We start from the raw sequence: 17520 nt of genomic DNA on the forward strand, positions 1-17520 counted from the left end.
TCACTCCTCACTTCTCACTTCTCACTTCTGTAGGGCGTTCTCCCGCTCAGGAAATATACGAACGCCAGCACCTCGGCGACCGCCACGTAGAGGTTTTCCGGGATCTCGTCGCCCAGGGGGACCTGGGAGAGTGCCGCAGTGAGCAGGGCATCCTCGTGCACGGGCACATCGTGTTCTCGGGCAATCTCCAGGATGCGTTCGGCCACCTGGCCGACGCCGCTGGCGGTGACGCGGGGGGCATTGCGGCCGCTGTAGTGCAGGGCCACGGCCTTGCGGGGTGGTTTGCGGCGTTCGCTCATGCGTGATCGTCCAGCAGGGGGCGCTGGGGTCTGGCCTCGGCCGGGGCAGGCGGGATGCCGGCATGGCAGCCCAGGTCCTTGACCTCGAGGCTGCGGTTTTCCAGGGATTCCATCAGGCGCGGCAGCTCGGCGCGGATGCGTCCCACGGTCGCTTCGTTCTCCGCCCACAGTTGGGTGCGCACCTGGTCGCCGGTGACAGCGATGCGCACCCGCACGGGGCCCAGTTCCGGCAGGTCCAGGGCGAACTCGGCCCGCCAGGTGCCCTGTTCTTCCGCTTCCGGCTGATCCGGTTCCCGTTCCAGTAGCAGGTGCACCAGGTCGATGCCATTGCCGCTGCGCAGGGGTAGTTCCATCAGCCAGCGGGGCAGTCCCGACTCTGAACTCTCCGCGCTGCTCCACTGGTGAAGGGCGAGCCGGGCCAGCGCCGATTCGGCCCGGTTGCGCAGGGTCTCCAGCAGCGCCTCGCGACCCAGCAAGGCCATTGGGGTGTCCATGCGGGGCTGGGGCGAGGGTGTGGCGCCGGGTCTGGGCGGCGGTGTGTCCACGGGGCGGGTGCCTGGCAGGGCGGCGGACGGCGGGCCGGGAAGCGCGCGCAGCCGGGTGGCCAGGGACAGCAGGGCGGACTTGAGATTGGCGGCCGGGCCGGCGGCGCTGCCTGCCGCCACGGCGGCCAGTCCGGCCTCGTGGAACAGGCCCGAGGCCTGCACGGCCTGCCGCAGGCCCTCCGGACGGGTGGCCTGATCGGCGGTGGGCAGTTGGCGGAACAGCTTATCGACGGCATCCCGGACACCGGTGGGTAACTCCGCGAGACGCGCGGGCTGTTGCTGCAGGGACCAGAGGGCGGAAAGCAGGGCGGTCTGACCACCCTGGGCGGGCAGCAGGCTGGACAGCCAGCTGGCGGCCCCGGGGAGCGCGGTGCCCGGGGCAGGGCGGGCGGAGGCATCGGCAGCGGCAGTCGGCAAGGCTGCGCCGCCGCGTTCCACCAGGGCCAGTACCGGCTGCGCGCCGGCGCGCACCACCTGCAGGGTCAGGCGGCTGCCCTCGGCGGGCGTCTGGGGCAGTTTCAGGGCAAGCTCCAGGCCGCCGACCCGCACCAGGGTGCCCTCGCCGGGCGGGGCGGGCTTGACCACGGTGGCCTGCAGCAGCTGACCCACCTGCCAGTCGAGACCGGCGGGACGGGGTGAGGCCAGGGTGACTTTCAGTGCCGGCGGGGGGATCTGCATTTGTCTAGTGTACTGCGCAGTGGCCGTGCGGGGCAGTCAGGATCCATGCCCTTGCAAACCCGGGGCTCTGGTGTCATGGTGACGCGCGACTCACAAACCCGACAGGATTCGATCAACGATGGTGAATGTGCTGTTTGTCTGCATGGGCAATATCTGCCGCTCCCCCATAGCCCACGGCGTGTTCGAGCGGCAGGTGAACGAGGCGGGTCTCGGCCACCTGGTGCGCGTCGATTCCGCCGGTACCCATGCCTATCACGTGGGATCACCGCCCGATGAACGCGCCCAGCGCACCGCCATGAGCCGGGGTGTAGATCTGAGCCGGCAGCGGGCGCGGCTGCTGGACGCCGATGATTTCGAGCGCTATGACTACGTGCTGGTCATGGACGAGGAGAACCTGCACAACGCGCTGCGCATCTGCCCCGAGGGGTATCGGGACCGGGTGCGCCTGTTGCTGGAATTCGCCGAGGCACGTGACGAGCGGGAGGTCCCGGATCCTTACTACGGCGGCAACGCCGGATTCGAACGGGTGTTCGACATGGTCGAGGATGCGGTGGAGGGGCTCATGGGCCATCTGCGCCGGCAGCACGGTCTCTAGCCCGCATATTGCATCGAGGCGGCCGGCGGCGGTGGTACAAAGTGTCACCTCAGAATTCAGGCCAGATGTGTCGATTCATGTCGCGTAATCAGAAGCTTACACGAAGCCGCCGGCCGCCTCGATGCAATATGCGGGCTAGGCTGACTGTCTCTTTCGCAAGGTAAAAACAAACAGGGCGGCCAAATGGCCGCCCTGTTTGTGTTTACCTGACGATCAGGAACCCGTGATCAGCCCGGAGTCTGCTCCTTGGGCTTCTCCGACGCGCCCGATTCCCGGGGCGCTGCCTTGTCGGTGCTTGTGGGCGCAGACACCGGTGCGGATGCCGGTGCCGGGGGCACGGCTGAAGGCGCGGGCGCCTGAGCCGGGGGTGCGGGCGGCCGGCTGCCGGATTCACCGCCGCCCTGGGCCATAGCGGGACGCGCCTGGTCCGAGGGCGGGGCCTCACGGGATGGGCTGCTGGCCGCGGGCGCCACCGGTTTCGGTGCCGCCGGAGCGGGTGCCGGGCCGGGGGCGATCTGGCCGCTTGGAGCCGCAGCCGGAGGCCTGGCCGCCGGCGCAGGCGACGGTGCCTCGCTCCGGGGTGCCGGCTTGGGACCGGCCTCGCCGGAGGGCTGGGTCGCTGCCTGGCCTGTGCCTTGGCCCGTGCTCTGGGTCTGGGGCTGGCTCACGGGTTGTGACGGGGACTGGCTGGTCGAACCCGACGGGGCCGCAGGCTGCTCGGCGGCAGGCCTGCTTTCCCGGGCCGGAGCACGGGATTCACCGCGTTCACTGGCCTGGGGTTTGTCAGACTCGCTGCGGGGACGCTCGGCGGGCTTGCGCTCACCGCCCTGGCCGGATTCGCCAGAGGGGGCGGCGCCACGGGATTCCCCGCCGTTGCCGCCCTCGTCACCCTGACGCTGCTGGTCAGCACCGCGCTCGCCGCCACCACCACCGCGGCGACGGCGACGTCCACCGCGACGCCCACGGCTGCGGCCACCGCCTTCACCGCCGGTCTCCGGTCGCTCTGCGTTGCTGTCAGCGGTCTGGCTTGCCTCACGGACAGGTTTCTCGCGTGCGGGTTTTTCGATGGCAGGCTTCTCGGCTGCCGGTGCCTTCTCGGCAGCGGGCTTCTCAGGGGCCGGTCTTTCCTGCGCGGGCTTATCCTGGCTGGGGCGGGGGCGGCCTTCACCCGCATCCTCGCGGCGACGATCCCGGGTGCTGCTGCGGCGACGACCACGGCCGCCCCGTTCAGCCTCGCTGTCCCGGGCATCACGTCCGCCACGGCCGGTGCTGCTGCGCCGGGCGCGGGACTTGCTCTCTTCGATTTCGGTCTCGGCCTCGCTGCGTGGCGCGCCGGCAAACAGGCTGCTCCAGATGCGCGCGAAAAAGCCGGGCTGGGCCACGGGCACCTGTGCCCGTGCGGGGGCCTCCACGGGTTCCGGGCTCACCGGTGCCGGGGTGGCGGGGCGGATGGTCTGCACCGCGGCGCGTTCCACCGGAGCGCTGACCGGGCGCACCGTGATGGGCTCGGGCAGTTCTTCCTCGGGCAGCATCTGGTAGCTGCTCTTGCCGCGCAGTTCCTCGGGCATCTCGTCCATGCGGATGCGGCGCACGTTGAAGTGGGGCGTGACCATGTCCGGGGTGGGCACCAGGGTGACCATCACGTCGTGGCGGCGCTCGATGCCGTTGACCGCATCACGCTTCTCGTTGAGCAGGAAGGTGGCGACATCCACCGGCAGCTGCGCGAGCACGCGGCCGGTCTTGTCCTTCATGGCCTCTTCCTCGATCAGGCGCAGCACCGACAGGGCCAGGGACTCGACGCTGCGGATGTGGCCGTGGCCGCTGCAGCGGGGGCATACGATCTGGCTGGATTCGCCCAGGGAGGGGCGCAGGCGCTGGCGGGACATCTCCAGCAGGCCGAAGCGGGAGATACGTCCCACCTGCACCCGGGCGCGGTCCATTTCGAGCGCGTCGCGCAGGCGGTTTTCCACCTCCCGCTGGTTCTTGGCGGGACCCATGTCGATGAAGTCGATGACGATCAGGCCGCCCAGATCCCGCAGGCGCAGCTGGCGGGCGATCTCGTCGGCCGCCTCCAGGTTGGTGTTGAGCGCGGTCTCCTCGATGTCGCTACCCTTGGTGGCGCGGGCGGAGTTCACGTCGATGGAGATCAGGGCCTCGGTGTGGTCGATGACGATCGCGCCGCCGGAGGGCAGGGAGACCTCCCGCTGGAAGGCCGCCTCGATCTGGCTCTCGATCTGGTAGCGGTTGAACAGGGGCACATGCTCTTCGTAGAGCTTGAGCTTGCGCAGGTTGTTGGGCATCACCTGCTGCATGAATTCCTGGGCCTGCTGATAGACCGCCGGGACATCGACGATGATCTCGGCGATGTCATTGCGCAGGTGGTCGCGCAGGGCGCGGATGATGACGTTGCTTTCCTGGTAGATCAGGAACGGACCCTTGCGCTTCTCGGCGGCCTCGGTGATGGCGGCCCACAGGGTCTTGAGGTATTCCAGGTCCCACTGCAGTTCTTCCACGCCACGGCCGACGCCGGCGGTGCGGGCGATCAGGCCCATGCCCTGGGGGACTTCCAGCTGGCTCAGGGCCTCGCGGATCTCGCTGCGGTCCTCGCCCTCGATGCGCCGGGAGACGCCGCCGGCGCGGGGGTTGTTGGGCATCAGCACCAGGTAGCGGCCGGCCAGGCTCACGAAGGTGGTCAGCGCCGCGCCTTTGTTGCCGCGCTCTTCCTTCTCCACCTGGACGATGAGTTCCATGCCCTCCTTGACCAGGTCCTTGATGGACCCCTGGGGGCTGTCTTCATCGCCGGCGCCGGGCAGGAAGCTGCGGGCGATTTCCTTTAGGGGGAGGAAGCCATGGCGCTCGGCGCCATAGTTGACGAAGGCGGCTTCGAGGCTGGGCTCAACCCGGGTGACGACGGCCTTGTAGACGTTGGCCTTTTTCTGCTCCCGGGAGGGGACTTCGATGTCCAGGTCGTAGAGTTTCTGGCCATCTACCATGGCCACACGCAGCTCTTCGGGCTGCGTGGCGTTGATCAGGATTCGCTTCATGTAGGGTTTCTCGGAGGGTCGGGGTCGCCACACCGCCAGGGTTGCCGGGATCTCCGGCTTCTGTCTCCACGGGGTCGAGCGTGCGGGCGCGCATCAACAACAGCGCGCACAGGCACCACCATGAGAGCGTCAGTCCCATGGGTCTACCGGTGATGGAGGGGTGGGCAAGGTTGATCAATGAGAGCGCTCGGTTGCTATGCGTTCTTGCTGTGATCCCGGGCGGTGAGGCCTGGCGCGGGGCCGGGAGATCGCCGTCCGGGGAAAATCGGTCGGTCACGGGGGGAGGGCGTTTCGAAGGACACCGCAAGGAATAAGCCGGCGCGGAGGAAAACTGCCGATCTATCCCACGTGACACTTCATGATACCAATCTGCAACAATGCGTTCAAACCCTTGATGGATCGGTTATTATCCCGATCCGCCTCAGCCCGCCCCGCACCATGAAAACAGCCGATTCCCCGCCCTCCAAAGTCACCCTGGTCCGGGTCGGATCCGGTCAGGCCGGCCAGCGCCTGGACAATTTCCTGCTGGGGCAGCTCAAGGGGGTGCCCAAGAGCCATGTCTATCGCCTGCTGAGGAAGGGCGAGGTGCGGGTCAACAAGGGACGGGCGAAGCCCGAGTACCGCCTCCAGGAAGGGGACCAGGTGCGCATCCCGCCGGTGCGCCAGGCCGCGAGCCCCCCGGATGACAGCCAGATGCCCCTGCCCGGGGAGCTGGCCGAGACCCTGCGCCGGGCGGTGCTGCTGGAGGACGAGGACCTGCTGGTGCTCAACAAGCCGGCGGGGCTCGCGGTGCACGGTGGCAGCGGCGTGAAACTGGGGCTCATCGAGGCCATGCGACGCCTGCGGCCCCGGGCCGATTTCCTGGAACTGGCCCACCGGCTGGACCGGGAGACCAGCGGTTGCCTGGTACTGGCCAAGCGCAGGGAGGCCCTGCTGGCCTTCCACGAGGCGCTCAAGTCCGGCGGGGTGGACAAGCACTACGTGACCCTGCTGGCCGGTGTCTGGCAGGGCGGCCCGCGCCGGATCTCCGAGACCCTGGCCCGCAAGGGCCCCCGTACCCAGGTGCGCAAGGTGGAGGTCGACGAGGACGGCAAGCACGCCGAGAGCTTCTTCTTCCCGCGCCGGCATTTCGTGGACGCCACCCTCATGGGGGTTGAAATCGGCACCGGCCGCACCCACCAGATCCGGGTGCACGCCGCCCACGAGGGCTTCCCCGTGGCCGGCGACAGCCAGTACGGCGATTTCGAGTTCAACCGGCGCATGAAACGCCTGGGGCTCAAGCGCCAGTTCCTGCACGCCGAGACCCTGAGGTTCCATCTGCCCGGCCATGAACGTCCTTACCAGATCCAGGCCCCCCTGCCGGCGGACCTGGAGGCGGTGCTGGAACGGCTGGAGCCTTTGGATGTCTGAGGGTTGTCTCGAAGTAATTTAGCCACAGAGGACACAAAGGTCACAGAGTCAAAAACCCCCATCTGGTGTCTGTGAACGCTGGGTTCCAACGGAGCATCGGGTCAGCAGGTCGCTTATTCGAGGATTTTATTTCGACTCTGTGACCTCTGTGACCTCTGTGTCCTCTGTGTCCTCTGTGTCCTCTGTGGCTGGTTTATAAGGTTTTCATTATCCTATGTCATCCAGACCCTACCAACTCCTGGTGTTCGACTGGGACGGCACCCTGATGGATTCCGCCGCCCGGATCGTGTCCTGCCTGCGCGGGGCGATTGCCGATACCGGTGCCGAGGACCGGGACGAGCACGCCCTGCGGGACATCATCGGTCTGGGGCTGGAGGAGGCCATCGCGGCCCTGTACCCCGGTTCTGATGAAGGCTTCGTACATGACTTTCGCGCCGCCTACCGGGTGCATTTCCTGGAACGGGATCCCACGCCCTCGGCCCTGTTCCCGGGCATGGCGGAACTGCTGGCGGACCTGGAGTCGGCAGGCTACTGGCTGGCAGTGGCCACGGGCAAGTCGCGGCCGGGGCTGGACCGGGTGCTGGAGGAGACCGGGCTCGGCCGGCATTTCCTCGCCACCCGCTGCGCCGATGAAACCTTTTCGAAACCCCATCCCGCCATGCTCAACGAGATCATGGATGAGCTGGGCCTCATGCCCGCTGACACGCTCATGATTGGCGACAGCGAGTACGATATGCTCATGGCCAGCAACGCCGGCACCGACCGTCTCGGCGTGACCTATGGGGTGCACGGCGGGCATCGCCTGGCCCGGCACGCGCCGGTGGCCCTGATGGATGATCTGCGGCACTTGCCCCAGTGGCTCTCTGGAAGTGGGAAGGGCGAATTGGGAAGTGCGAAGTAAGCCTGCTGCTTACGGTATTGCGATGGCCCAGAGTCTTTTTCCCACTTCCCAAATCCCACTTCTCACTTCAAAAAAGGTTTGACTCCATGTCTCAAGACAACTGGGAACGCGAAGCCCTCACCAAGATCGCCCTGGCGGGCATCCAGGAACAGCGCCGTGCCCGGCGTTGGGGGGTCTTCTTCAAGCTGCTGGGCTTCGGTTACCTGTTCCTGCTGCTGATCATCTTCATGAGCGGTCCCATGGGTCCAGGGGCGAAGAAGCCCGGCCCGCACACCGCCCTGGTGGACATCCAGGGGGTGATCAGCGAGAGCAGCCAGGCCAGCGCGGACCTGGTGACCCAGGGGCTGCGCCAGGCGTTCCGAGACAAGAACACTGTGGCGGTGATGCTGCGAGTCAACAGCCCTGGCGGCAGTCCGGTGCAGTCCGCCTACATCAACAACGAACTGCGCCGCCTGAAGGCCGAGCATCCCGACACCCCGGTCTACGCGGTGATCAGCGACGTGGGCGCCTCGGGTGGTTACTACGCCGTGGTGTCGGCGGATTACATCTATGCCGATGCCTCCAGCGTGGTGGGTTCCATCGGCGTGCGCATGGATGGCTTCGGCCTGGTGGAGGCCATCGACAAGCTGGGCATCGAACGACGGCTCATGACCGCCGGCGAGAACAAGGGGCTCCTGGACCCCTTCCTGCCCGTCGATCCCCGGGAGCAGGCCCACGTGCAGCGCCTGCTGGACAACATCCACGCTCAGTTCGTGGACGCGGTCAAGACCGGTCGCGGCGACCGGCTCAAGGGCAGTGACGAGGAGTTGTTCAACGGCCTGATCTGGACCGGCGACGAGGCCTTGGCGCTGGGCATCATCGACGGTCTGGGCAGCCCCGGTTATGTGGCCCGCGAGGTGATCGGCCAGGAGAACATCGTGGACTTCACGCCCCGCCAGGACATCTTCCGCCGCCTCGCGGACAGCTTCGGTGCCGCCATGGGCCGGGCGATCGTGAATCTGAGCGAACCCACGATCCGGTAGGAGGCCCGACTTCGGGCCGAATCGCTCGTCATGACATCTATCGGGGGGTGAGCTGAACGCAGAGGACGCAGAGGACGCGGAGAACGCCAAGCAAGTTCGATCAATAACTCTTTGCGTTCTCCGCGTCTCTGCGTCCTCTGCGTGAATGGGCGAGGCTAGGCGGATGTGGCATTCGTGGCGAGGTCGCCACGCCTACTCGATCGGCGTGATCTCCACGATGATGCCCATCATCGGGTGATCCAGGTAGTGCACTTCTCTTGAGCGCATGCGTCGGCGCTCGCTGATGTAGCTCTCCGCGAACTGACCGCCCTCCAGGGTCCAGACATGGTCGCCGGGCAGTGTCTCCTGTGTGGCGCGACGGTAGAGCAGGTCGGTCTGCAGGTGCAGGAAACGGGCGAGGCTCAGGGTCACGGTGCCGTCCACCTCGTAGAGCGGTTTCGGCGCCTCGGGCTCGACGGCGGCGCGGTCCATCATGGGCGACATCACCGGGGCGATCTGCCAGGGGGTGAATCCCGGCGTCTCCTCGGGCACCTTGCGACCGAGCAGGGGGCCGGCCTGGATGCGCACCGGGATGGCGGCCTCGGGGGCAAGCCCGGGCTGTTCCCAGGCGAAACTGGCGATCACGTCATAGAGGGGGGCCTGCTCCAGCCGGGTGACCACGTCGCGCAGTCCGAAGGGCGTACCCGAAGCGTCCCTGAAGCGGCTTTCCGGAGGGGCCTCCCCGAGCACCAGTGCCTCTTCGATGCGTGGCACAGAGGCGCTCTGCCAGACCTCGCTGTGCAGTGCCTGCCGGTCGGTGTGGCGCACCAGCACCATTTCCACCCGGAACATGCGCGGCTCCTGGGCCGGCGCAGGGGCGGGCAGCACGACGGCGAGACACAGGGCGGCGAGCAGGCAGTGTCGGCTCAGGTTTCGGGTCAGTCTGTGCAGCATGGGCATGTCCGTGTCGGTGCGGTGGCGCCTCAGGCGGCCTCCCGCTTGATGGCCAGGGTGTTCAGGATACGCTTTACCGCCTGGATGCGCTGCTCCAGGTCCTCCATGGGTTCGAAGAAGCGCAGGCGCTGCTCCGGGTCCATCTTGTACGTCTTCGGGTCCGACTGGATCAGCTGGATGAGCCGCGCGGGATCCAGGTTGGGGGTGGCCTGGAAACTGAAACGCCCGCCCTGGGGACCCACCTCCAGCTTGCGCACACCGAGGGGTTCCAGGCTCAGGCGCAGTTCGGTCACCGCCATCAGGTTCTTGGCCTGGGCGGGCAGCAGGCCGAAGCGGTCGATCATCTCCACCTGCAGTTCCCGCAGGGCGGCCTCGGACTGGCAGCTGGCGATGCGCTTATAGAGGATCAGGCGCGTGTGCACGTCGGGCACGTAGTCGTCGGGCAGCAGCGCCGGCACGCCCAGGTCCACTTCGGTGACCTCGGCCATGGGACGGTCCAGGTCCGGCATCTCGCCCTTCTTCATGGCCTTCACCGCCCGCTCCAGCAGCTCGTTGTAGAGGGTGAAGCCGATCTCCTGGGTCTGGCCGCTCTGGCCCTCGCCCAGCAGTTCGCCGGCGCCGCGGATCTCCAGGTCGTGGGAGGCCAGGGTGAAGCCCACGCCCAGGTCTTCCAGGGACTCGATGGCCTCCAGGCGCTTGACCGCATCCGGGGTCATGGCCGAGGGGTGGGGCGTGATCAGGTAGGCGTAGGCCCGGTGGTGGGAACGGCCCACCCGGCCGCGCAGCTGGTGCAGCTGGGACAGGCCCAGCTTGTCGGCGCGGTCGATGATGATGGTGTTGGCGGTGGGCACGTCGATGCCGCTTTCCACGATGGTGGTGCACACCAGCACGTTGTGGCGCCGGTGGTAGAAGTCCAGCATCACCTTCTCAAGCTCGCTCTCGCGCATCTGCCCGTGGGCGATGCCGATGTCGGCGCCGGGCACCAGCTCGGCGATCTCGCGGGCCTTCCTCTCGATGCTCTCCACCGCGTTGTGCAGGAAGTAGACCTGCCCGCCGCGGCGGATCTCGCGGGTGATGGCCTCCTGGATCAGCGCGTCGTTCCACTGGCTGATGAAGGTCTTGATGGCGTGACGCTCCATGGGCGGCGTGGCGATGATGGACAGATCCCGCAGGCCCGAGAGCGCCATGTTCAGCGTGCGCGGAATGGGCGTGGCGGTCAGCGTGAGCATGTCCACCTCGGCGCGCAGGGCCTTGAGGCGCTCCTTGTGACGCACGCCGAAGCGGTGTTCCTCGTCGATGATGACCAGGCCCAGGCGTTTGAACTTCACGTCCCCCTGGATGAGCTTGTGGGTGCCGATGACGATGTCCACGCGCCCGTCGGCCAGGCCCTCCAGCACGGCCTTGGTGTCCTTGGCGCTGCGAAAGCGCGACAGGGACTCGATGCGGATGGGCCAGTCGGCGAAGCGGTCGCTGAAGTTCTGGTAATGCTGCTGGGCCAGCAGGGTGGTGGGCACCAGCACCGCCACCTGCTGGCCGCTGCTGGCGGCCACGAAGGCGGCGCGCATGGCCACCTCGGTCTTGCCGAAACCCACGTCGCCGCACACCACCCGGTCCATGGGGCGGGGGGAGGCCATGTCCTCCAGCACCGCCTCGATGGCCCGGGCCTGGTCCGGGGTCTCCTCGAAGGGGAAGCTGTCGGCAAAGGCCGCGTAGCCGGTGGCCTGCACGTCGAAGGACTGGCCCTGGCGGGCGGCGCGTCTGGCGTAGATCTCCAGCAGTTCGGCGGCCACGTCCCGGGCCTTCTCCGCGGCCTTGCGGCGGATCTTCGCCCATTGCTCACCGCCCAGCTTGTGCAGGGGGGCGTGTTCGGTGTCGGCGCCGGTGTAGCGGCTCACCAGGTGCAGGGAGGACACCGGCACGTAAAGCTTGTCGCCGCCGGCGTATTCCAGGGCCAGGAACTCCGTCTCCTGGCCGCCCACGGCCAGCTTCTGCAGACCCAGGTAGCGGCCCACGCCGTGTTCCTCGTGCACCACCGGGGCGCCCGGATGCAGGTCGGTGAGGTTGCTGATGACCGCGTCCGCGTCCCGGGTGGGACGCTTGCGCCGGCGCTCCTGGTGGGCCCGCTCGCCGAACAGGGCGGGTTCGGTGATGACCGCCAGTCCGCAGCAGGCCATGCGCATGCCGTCCTCGACGGGCGCGACGGTGATGGCCAGGCGTGCGTCGCCGCTCACGAAACCTTGCCAGTCCTCCACCGGGGTGGGGGGCAGGCCGAAGGGGCGCAGGCTGTCGACGAGGAATTCCCGGCGTCCGGCGGACTCGGCGGCAATGAGCACGCGGCCGTCGAAGCCGTCCAGGAAGGTCTTGAGTGAGGCCGCCGGATCGGACTGGCGGATGTGCAGGCGCAGGTCCGGGAGGGCGCCCACGTCGAAGTTCACCGCGCCGGGGGTGGCGTCCAGCTGCTCGGGGCGTTCCACCCGGATACCCGGGCGCCCGGTGAGCTGGGCCTTGAGTTCCTCGGCGGTGAGAAAGATCTCCTCGGGCGAGAGGATGGGGCGCTCACGGTCGTGGCGACGCTGCTCATGGCGCTGCGCCGCCTGGGCGAGAAACTCGGCGGCGGTGTCCTCGATGCCACCCACCTGGATCAGGCGCACGTTGCCGGGCAGGTAGTCGAACAGGGTGTCCATCTGTTCGAAGAACAGGGGCAGGTAGTACTCGATGCCCGCCGGTGCCATCCCCTGGCTCACGTCCCGGTAGATGATGCTGGCCTGGGGGTCGCCCTCGAAGCGGGTGCGGTAGCGCTGGCGGAAGCCCTTGATGGCGGCCTCGTCCATGGGGAACTCGTGGGCCGGCAGCAGGCGCACGGCGTTCACGCTGTCGAGGCTGCGCTGGGATTCGGGGTCGAAGCTGCGGATGGACTCGATTTCATCGTCCAGCAGGTCCACCCGGTAGGGCTCCAGGCTGCCCATGGGGAACAGGTCGATGAGCGAGCCGCGCACGGCGAACTCGCCGTGTTCCATCACCTGGCTGACGCAGTGGTAGCCCGCCTGTTCCAGGTTGCGGCGCAGGGCGTCCCGATCCAGCCGGTCGCCGTTGGCGAGCATCAGCACGCGTCCCTGGAGCCAGGCCCGGGGCGCGATGCGCTGCATCAGGGTGTTGACCGGCACCACCAGGATGCCCCGGCTCAGGTCCGGCAGGCGGTAGAGGGTCTCCAGGCGCTGGGAGATGATGTCCTCATGGGGGGAGAACAGGTCGTAGGGCAGGGTCTCCCAGTCCGGCAGGGTGAGCACCGGCAGGCTGTCGTCGCCCAGGAAGAATTCCAGTTCCCGGGCCAGGGTCTCAGCCTCCCGGGTATCCGGTGTGATCACCACACCCAGCCCCTTGTGCCCCGCCAGGGCACGGGCCATGGCAAGGCCCCGGGCGGCGCCATAGAGGCGGCCCCAGCGATGCTGGCCGGGCTTGTCGGGCAGGGCGGGTGGCGTGAGGGGACTGTACAGGACGGACATCAGGGGCGGTCATGTGCGGACAAAATGGCCGCCCATTTTACTGCACCGGCGGGGCCGGTGCAGTAACAGTGGCAAGTCTCAAGTGGCTAGTGGCAAGGAAAACCGTGCTGGGTCACACATCGGTGATGATTGTGATGCGGGTTTCCTTGCCACTTGAGACTTGCCACTGCCTTCAAGACTTGCAGGTCTTGAATCCGATGATGTTGTAGGCTGGGCACCAGCCGATGACGGCGGTCACAAGGGGGATGATGCCGATCCAGCCCCAGGGGGTCTGGGGTCCGACGAACACCAGGGCGATCAGCACGAGGCCCACCACGGCGCGGATGATGCGGTCGGCGGAACCCATGTTCTTCAGTGTTTCCAGGCTCATGATGTCTGTCCTCCGGTTGGGAATGACAGGGAGCATAGTCCAGGATGGGGCGGGGTTCAGTGATCTTGTCACTGCTTCGAAGTGAGAAGGGAGAATTGGGAAGTGGGAAGGGTATAGATGCGTAGATTGGGAGAGTGCAGTGACGCAAACACTGGTCAGCCTTTGGCGAGCCGCTCCAGGGCAGGGCGGTCCAGCAGGTCGATCTGGCCCCGGGAGAGATGCACCCAGCCCTGGCGCTCGAAGTCCTTGAGGGCGCGGCTGACCACCTCCCGGGCGCTGCCCAGTTCCACGGCCAGGTCCTGGTGGGTGCAGTGCAAGGCGTCCTGGCCGTGGGCCAGTTCCAGCAGGCGCTGGGCCAGCCTCACGTTGAGGCGGCCGAAGGCCACCTCGTCGATCAGGGTCATGAGCTCCGCGATGCGATGGCCGTAGCCCTGGAACACGAAACGCCGGAAGCCGGGGGAAGACTCGATGCCTTCCATGAACCGGGGCGCGGGGATGGCGATGCCCTGGATTGATGTCTCGCAGATGCCCTCGGCGCCGTAGCGGTTGCCGCCCAGCAGGCAGGAGGTGGTGAGCACGCAGGACTCACCGGTCTGCACCCGGTAGAGCACGATCTCCCGCCCGCTGCTGGAGGTCTGCTGCACCCGCACCGAACCCTCGGTCACCAGCAGGTACTGTTCGCAGACGCTGCCAGGCCGGAACACCACGGTGCCCTCCGGCGCCTGGATCTCCCGGGCATCGGCCAGCACGCCGAGACCCGTCGGGTCATCCACCTGATCGAGGCTCGGGAAATACCGTGTCCAGAGGGGCTTTGGCGTGGCTGTCATCGTTCGGTGATCCCTGTGCAGTGAAAAGCGAACCGCGAAGGCCCAGGGGTTGCACGAAGGCTTTTACATCAATCTGGTTTGCTTTGCGTCCTTCGCGAACCTTTGCGCTCTTTGCGTTCAAAGGCTTTTAATCACGATAGCGCCTGAGCAGATCCTGGTAGGCGTCGATGCGCCGGTCGCGCAGGTAGGGCCAGATGCGGCGCACCTGCTCGGCGCGGGCCATGTCCACTTCGGCCACCAGCACGGTCTCCTGGTCCGTGGGCGCCTGGGCCAGGAACTCCCCCTGGGGGCCGCACACGAAGCTCGATCCCCAGAACCGGCTGCCGGCGGTCACGCCGCTGGGGTCTGCTTCGAAACCGGTGCGGTTGACGCTCACCACCGGCAGGCCGTTGGCCACGGCATGGGCCCGCTGGATGGTGATCCAGGCTTCCCGCTGGCGGGCCTGTTCGTCCTCGGGGTCTTCCGGGTTCCAGCCGATGGCGGTGGGGTAGATCAGCAGTTCCGCACCGGCCAGGGCCATGAGCCGCGCCGCTTCCGGGAACCACTGGTCCCAGCACACCAGCACGCCCAGACGTCCCACGGCGGTGTCAACGGGCTCGAAGCCCAGGTCGCCGGGGGTGAAGTAGAACTTCTCGTAGTAGCCGGGATCGTCGGGGATGTGCATCTTGCGGTAGGTGCCGGCGAGCCGTCCGTCCGCATCCAGCACCACGGCGGTGTTGTGATAGAGCCCCGCGGCACGACGCTCGAACAGGGAGCCCACGATCACCACGCCGTGCTTCGCCGCGGCCTCCGAGAGGGCCTGGGTGCTGGGGCCGGGGATGGGCTCGGCCTGGTCGAACACATCCGTGTCCTCGGTCTGGCAGAAGTACAGGCCGGTGTGCAGTTCCTGCAGCACCACCAGCCTGGCGCCGGCGGTGGCCGCCTCGCCGATGGCCTTGAGGCTCCTGGCCAGGTTGGCCTCACGGTCGGCGGTGTTGGCCTGCTGCACGAGTGCGATCTTCATGGGGGCAATCCGATGTTGAGATGGGCGCAGGGTGTTAGATTCGCGATGGTAACGCAAAGGTCGCAGAGTCGCAGAGAACGCAAAGATCCTGAAAAAAATTCTAAAGCCTTTGCGCCCTCTGCGCCTCTGCGATCTCAGCGTTTGATCCCCGCAACCTAGACGAGCACGCCCTCCGGCAGCTGCATGGTGACGCAGTGCAGGCTGCCGTACTGGTGGATCAGGGTGCGGCAGTCGATGCCAATGATCTCCCGGTCCGGGAACACTTCGCCCAGGCGTTCAAGGGCGATGGCGTCCGTGGGGTCGTCGTAGGTGGGCACCAGCACCGCGCCGTTGATGATCAGGAAATTGGCGTGGGTGGCGGGCAGGCGCCGACCGTCCTCGTCCTGGATGGGGGCGGGCAGGGGCAGGGCCACCAGGCGGTAGGGTTCACCGTCGGCGGTGCGCAGGGCCTTGAGTTCCGCCTCCATGGCCTTGAGCGGTCCATGGTGGGGATCGTCCCGGTCATTGCAGGTGACGTAGGCGATGGTGTCGGGGGTGCACAGGCGCGCCAGGGTATCCACGTGGCCGTCGGTGTCGTCCCCCTCCAGGTCGCCGTGTTCCAGCCACAGCACCCGCCGCACGCCCAGGGACTGCTTCAGCACCTGCTCGATGCCGGCGCGATCCAGGTGCGGGTTGCGGGTGGGGGTGAGCAGGCAGCCGGCGGTGGTGAGCAGGGTGCCCTGGCCGTCGGATTCGATGGAGCCGCCCTCCAGCACCAGGTCCACGGGCTCCACGGGCAGGTCGTCGAAGATACCCAGTGCCTTGAGACGCGCGGTGATGCGGTTGTCCTCATCGGCGGCATACTTGCCGCCCCAGCCGTTGAAGGTGAAGTCCAGCAGCTTGAGACGGCCGTCCTCCAGCACCGTGATGGGGCCGTGGTCCCGGGCCCAGGTGTCGTTGGCCGGGGCCAGGGCGGTGATCACCCGGGCAAGGTCGGCGCCGGCGGCCTCCAGCCGTTGCAGGACATGGCTGCGGTGGGCCTCGTCCTGGCAGACCACCAGCAGGCGCTCGAAACGGGTGACGGCGGCGCCGATGGAGGCGAACACCGCATCGGCGTCATCGAGCAGGTAGGACCAGTCGCTACGGCCATGGGGCCAGGTGAGCTGGACGCCGCTCTGGGGCGCCCACTCGGCGGGCAGGACACGGGACATGGAGAAGACTCAGCGGGCGTCGGGGCGTTCGCCGCGCACCACGGTGTGCAGAACGAAGGGACCTTCGAAGATCACGGAATAGCCGTTGTAGTCCCAGCGGCTGATGGGGGGCTCGCCCACGGCCGGATGGCGGGCTTCGGGTTCGCCGAAGCGGGCCAGCACGGTGCGTTCATGCATGCCGCGGGTGGGCTGCTCGCCCATTTTCACCACCACCGGGCTGCCGTCGATCAGCAGCACGTCGGCCGTTGCGGGCAGGCTGGCGAGCACGAGGGCCAACAGGGCGAACAGGAATCCGCGTACAATAGACATGATGCACTCCCGCATGCTGGGTAAGGTCGATGGCCTGACTATAGCATTGGACCTGAGCCTGAGGAAACCATGCCAGGTTGTTGAGCCTGCGAGATTTTTCACCGCCGTTTCCTGGAAGTCCGTCACACCCCGGATGCCGGCGCCACCACCAGACACGGAATCCCGATCATGGAGTTTGAGCCCGCGCTCATCGAGGTGACGCTGCTGCGCCGCTACAAGCGTTTTCTGGCCGACGTGCGCACCCCGGACGGCCGTGAGTTCACCGCCCACTGTCCCAACACCGGTTCCATGATGGGCTGCATGGAACCGGGGTCCCGGGTGTGGCTGAGCCATTCCCCGGACCCCAAGCGCAAGTACGCCCATACCTGGCAACTGGTCGAGGCGGAGGGTGCCCTGGTGGGCATCAACACGGGCCTCTCCAACCGGCTGGTGGAGGAGGCCATCGGCAGCGGCCTGATCGCTGAGCTGGCCGGCTGGCCCGGGCTGCGTCGTGAGGTGCGTTACGGGGATCAGGGCAGCCGCATCGACCTGCTGCTCGAGGACGGGGAACGCCGCTGCTATGTGGAGGTCAAGAACGTGACCGCCGCGGTCAGTGAGGGCGTGGCCATCTTCCCCGATGCGGTCTCCGCCCGGGGCAGCAAGCACCTGGAGGAACTCATGCTCATGGTCCGTGAAGGCCACCAGGCGGCGCTGGTGTTCTGCGTGCAGCGGGGCGACGTGCATACGGTCCGGCCCGCCGATGCCATCGATCCCCTGTACGGACAGCGCCTGCGCGAGGCGGCGCAGGCCGGTGTGCGGGTGCTGGCCTGTGGCGCCCGTGTCTGGCCCGGTGGGGTGGTGCTCGAGCGGGTTCTCGATGTGGATCTGAGCCGCGCCGGATAAAAAGCCATG

At 67.4% G+C, this 17520-nt stretch carries 15 protein-coding genes; 5 read left to right on the plus strand and 10 right to left on the minus strand.

The features are described 5' to 3' along the window. Nucleotides 1-14 precede the first annotated feature (14 nt). Nucleotides 15-299: an EscU/YscU/HrcU family type III secretion system export apparatus switch protein gene (locus tag TGR7_RS06765; RefSeq protein WP_012637918.1), complete on the minus strand. Its 285-nt coding sequence runs from the start codon at nucleotides 297-299 to the stop codon at nucleotides 15-17. Continuing rightward, a complete protein-coding gene (fliK, locus tag TGR7_RS06770; protein WP_012637919.1) occupies nucleotides 296-1522 on the minus strand; it encodes a flagellar hook-length control protein FliK in 1227 nt (408 codons plus the stop codon). Before fliK ends, TGR7_RS06765 begins: the two co-directional genes overlap by 4 nt. 118 nt (nucleotides 1523-1640) lie before the next feature. Here fliK and TGR7_RS06775 point away from each other — a divergent pair, with 118 nt between their 5' ends. Continuing rightward, nucleotides 1641-2117 carry a low molecular weight protein-tyrosine-phosphatase gene (locus TGR7_RS06775; RefSeq protein ID WP_012637920.1) on the plus strand — a complete coding sequence of 159 codons (477 nt, stop codon included), beginning with the start codon at nucleotides 1641-1643 and terminating at the stop codon, nucleotides 2115-2117. Nucleotides 2118-2344: 227 nt separating this feature from the next. Here the strand turns inward: TGR7_RS06775 and TGR7_RS06780 are convergent, their stop codons facing one another. After that, nucleotides 2345-5161 carry an Rne/Rng family ribonuclease gene (locus TGR7_RS06780; protein ID WP_012637921.1) on the minus strand — a complete coding sequence of 939 codons (2817 nt, stop codon included), beginning with the start codon at nucleotides 5159-5161 and terminating at the stop codon, nucleotides 2345-2347. A 438-nt stretch (nucleotides 5162-5599) separates the two neighbouring features. Between TGR7_RS06780 and TGR7_RS06785 the strand changes: the two genes are divergently transcribed. The 3 genes from TGR7_RS06785 (at nucleotide 5600) to TGR7_RS06795 (ending at nucleotide 8494) form a co-directional block, all read left to right on the plus strand. Continuing rightward, on the plus strand, nucleotides 5600-6571 hold the full coding sequence (locus tag TGR7_RS06785) for an RluA family pseudouridine synthase (RefSeq protein ID WP_012637922.1): 972 nt from the start codon (nucleotides 5600-5602) through the stop codon (nucleotides 6569-6571). 214 nt (nucleotides 6572-6785) lie between these two features. Next, entirely contained in the window at nucleotides 6786-7472 is a 687-nt protein-coding gene (locus TGR7_RS06790; RefSeq protein ID WP_012637923.1) for an HAD family hydrolase, read from the plus strand. An 86-nt stretch (nucleotides 7473-7558) separates the two neighbouring features. Continuing rightward, on the plus strand, nucleotides 7559-8494 hold the full coding sequence (locus TGR7_RS06795) for a S49 family peptidase (protein ID WP_012637924.1): 936 nt from the start codon (nucleotides 7559-7561) through the stop codon (nucleotides 8492-8494). A gap of 192 nt (nucleotides 8495-8686) precedes the next feature. Here the strand turns inward: TGR7_RS06795 and TGR7_RS06800 are convergent, their stop codons facing one another. The 7 genes from TGR7_RS06800 to TGR7_RS06830 form a co-directional block, all read right to left on the minus strand. Beyond that, the gene (locus TGR7_RS06800; RefSeq protein WP_012637925.1) at nucleotides 8687-9427 is read right to left on the minus strand and encodes a CsiV family protein; all 741 of its coding nucleotides are present in this window, start codon (nucleotides 9425-9427) and stop codon (nucleotides 8687-8689) included. 29 nt (nucleotides 9428-9456) lie between these two features. Continuing rightward, complete coding sequence (gene mfd, locus TGR7_RS06805) at nucleotides 9457-12930, minus strand: transcription-repair coupling factor (RefSeq protein WP_012637926.1); 3474 nt, start codon at nucleotides 12928-12930, stop codon at nucleotides 9457-9459. Between the two features lie 172 nt (nucleotides 12931-13102). Next, nucleotides 13103-13300 carry a YgaP family membrane protein gene (locus TGR7_RS06810; protein WP_012637927.1) on the minus strand — a complete coding sequence of 66 codons (198 nt, stop codon included), beginning with the start codon at nucleotides 13298-13300 and terminating at the stop codon, nucleotides 13103-13105. 155 nt (nucleotides 13301-13455) lie between these two features. Beyond that, a complete protein-coding gene (locus TGR7_RS06815; RefSeq protein ID WP_012637928.1) occupies nucleotides 13456-14127 on the minus strand; it encodes a Crp/Fnr family transcriptional regulator in 672 nt (223 codons plus the stop codon). A gap of 127 nt (nucleotides 14128-14254) precedes the next feature. Next, complete coding sequence (locus TGR7_RS06820) at nucleotides 14255-15130, minus strand: carbon-nitrogen hydrolase (protein WP_012637929.1); 876 nt, start codon at nucleotides 15128-15130, stop codon at nucleotides 14255-14257. Between the two features lie 155 nt (nucleotides 15131-15285). Beyond that, complete coding sequence (locus TGR7_RS06825; RefSeq protein ID WP_012637930.1) at nucleotides 15286-16320, minus strand: agmatine deiminase family protein; 1035 nt, start codon at nucleotides 16318-16320, stop codon at nucleotides 15286-15288. Between the two features lie 9 nt (nucleotides 16321-16329). Further along, entirely contained in the window at nucleotides 16330-16629 is a 300-nt protein-coding gene (locus tag TGR7_RS06830) for a hypothetical protein (protein WP_012637931.1), read from the minus strand. Between the two features lie 168 nt (nucleotides 16630-16797). Between TGR7_RS06830 and sfsA the strand changes: the two genes are divergently transcribed. Beyond that, nucleotides 16798-17511 (plus strand): DNA/RNA nuclease SfsA, encoded by a 714-nt coding sequence (gene sfsA / locus TGR7_RS06835; protein ID WP_012637932.1) that lies wholly within the window; start codon nucleotides 16798-16800, stop codon nucleotides 17509-17511. The last annotated feature ends 9 nt before the right edge of the window (nucleotides 17512-17520 follow it).

The sequence above is a fragment of the Thioalkalivibrio sulfidiphilus HL-EbGr7 genome, assembly GCF_000021985.1.
Classification (GTDB): Bacteria; Pseudomonadota; Gammaproteobacteria; order Ectothiorhodospirales; family Ectothiorhodospiraceae; genus Thioalkalivibrio_A; species Thioalkalivibrio_A sulfidiphilus.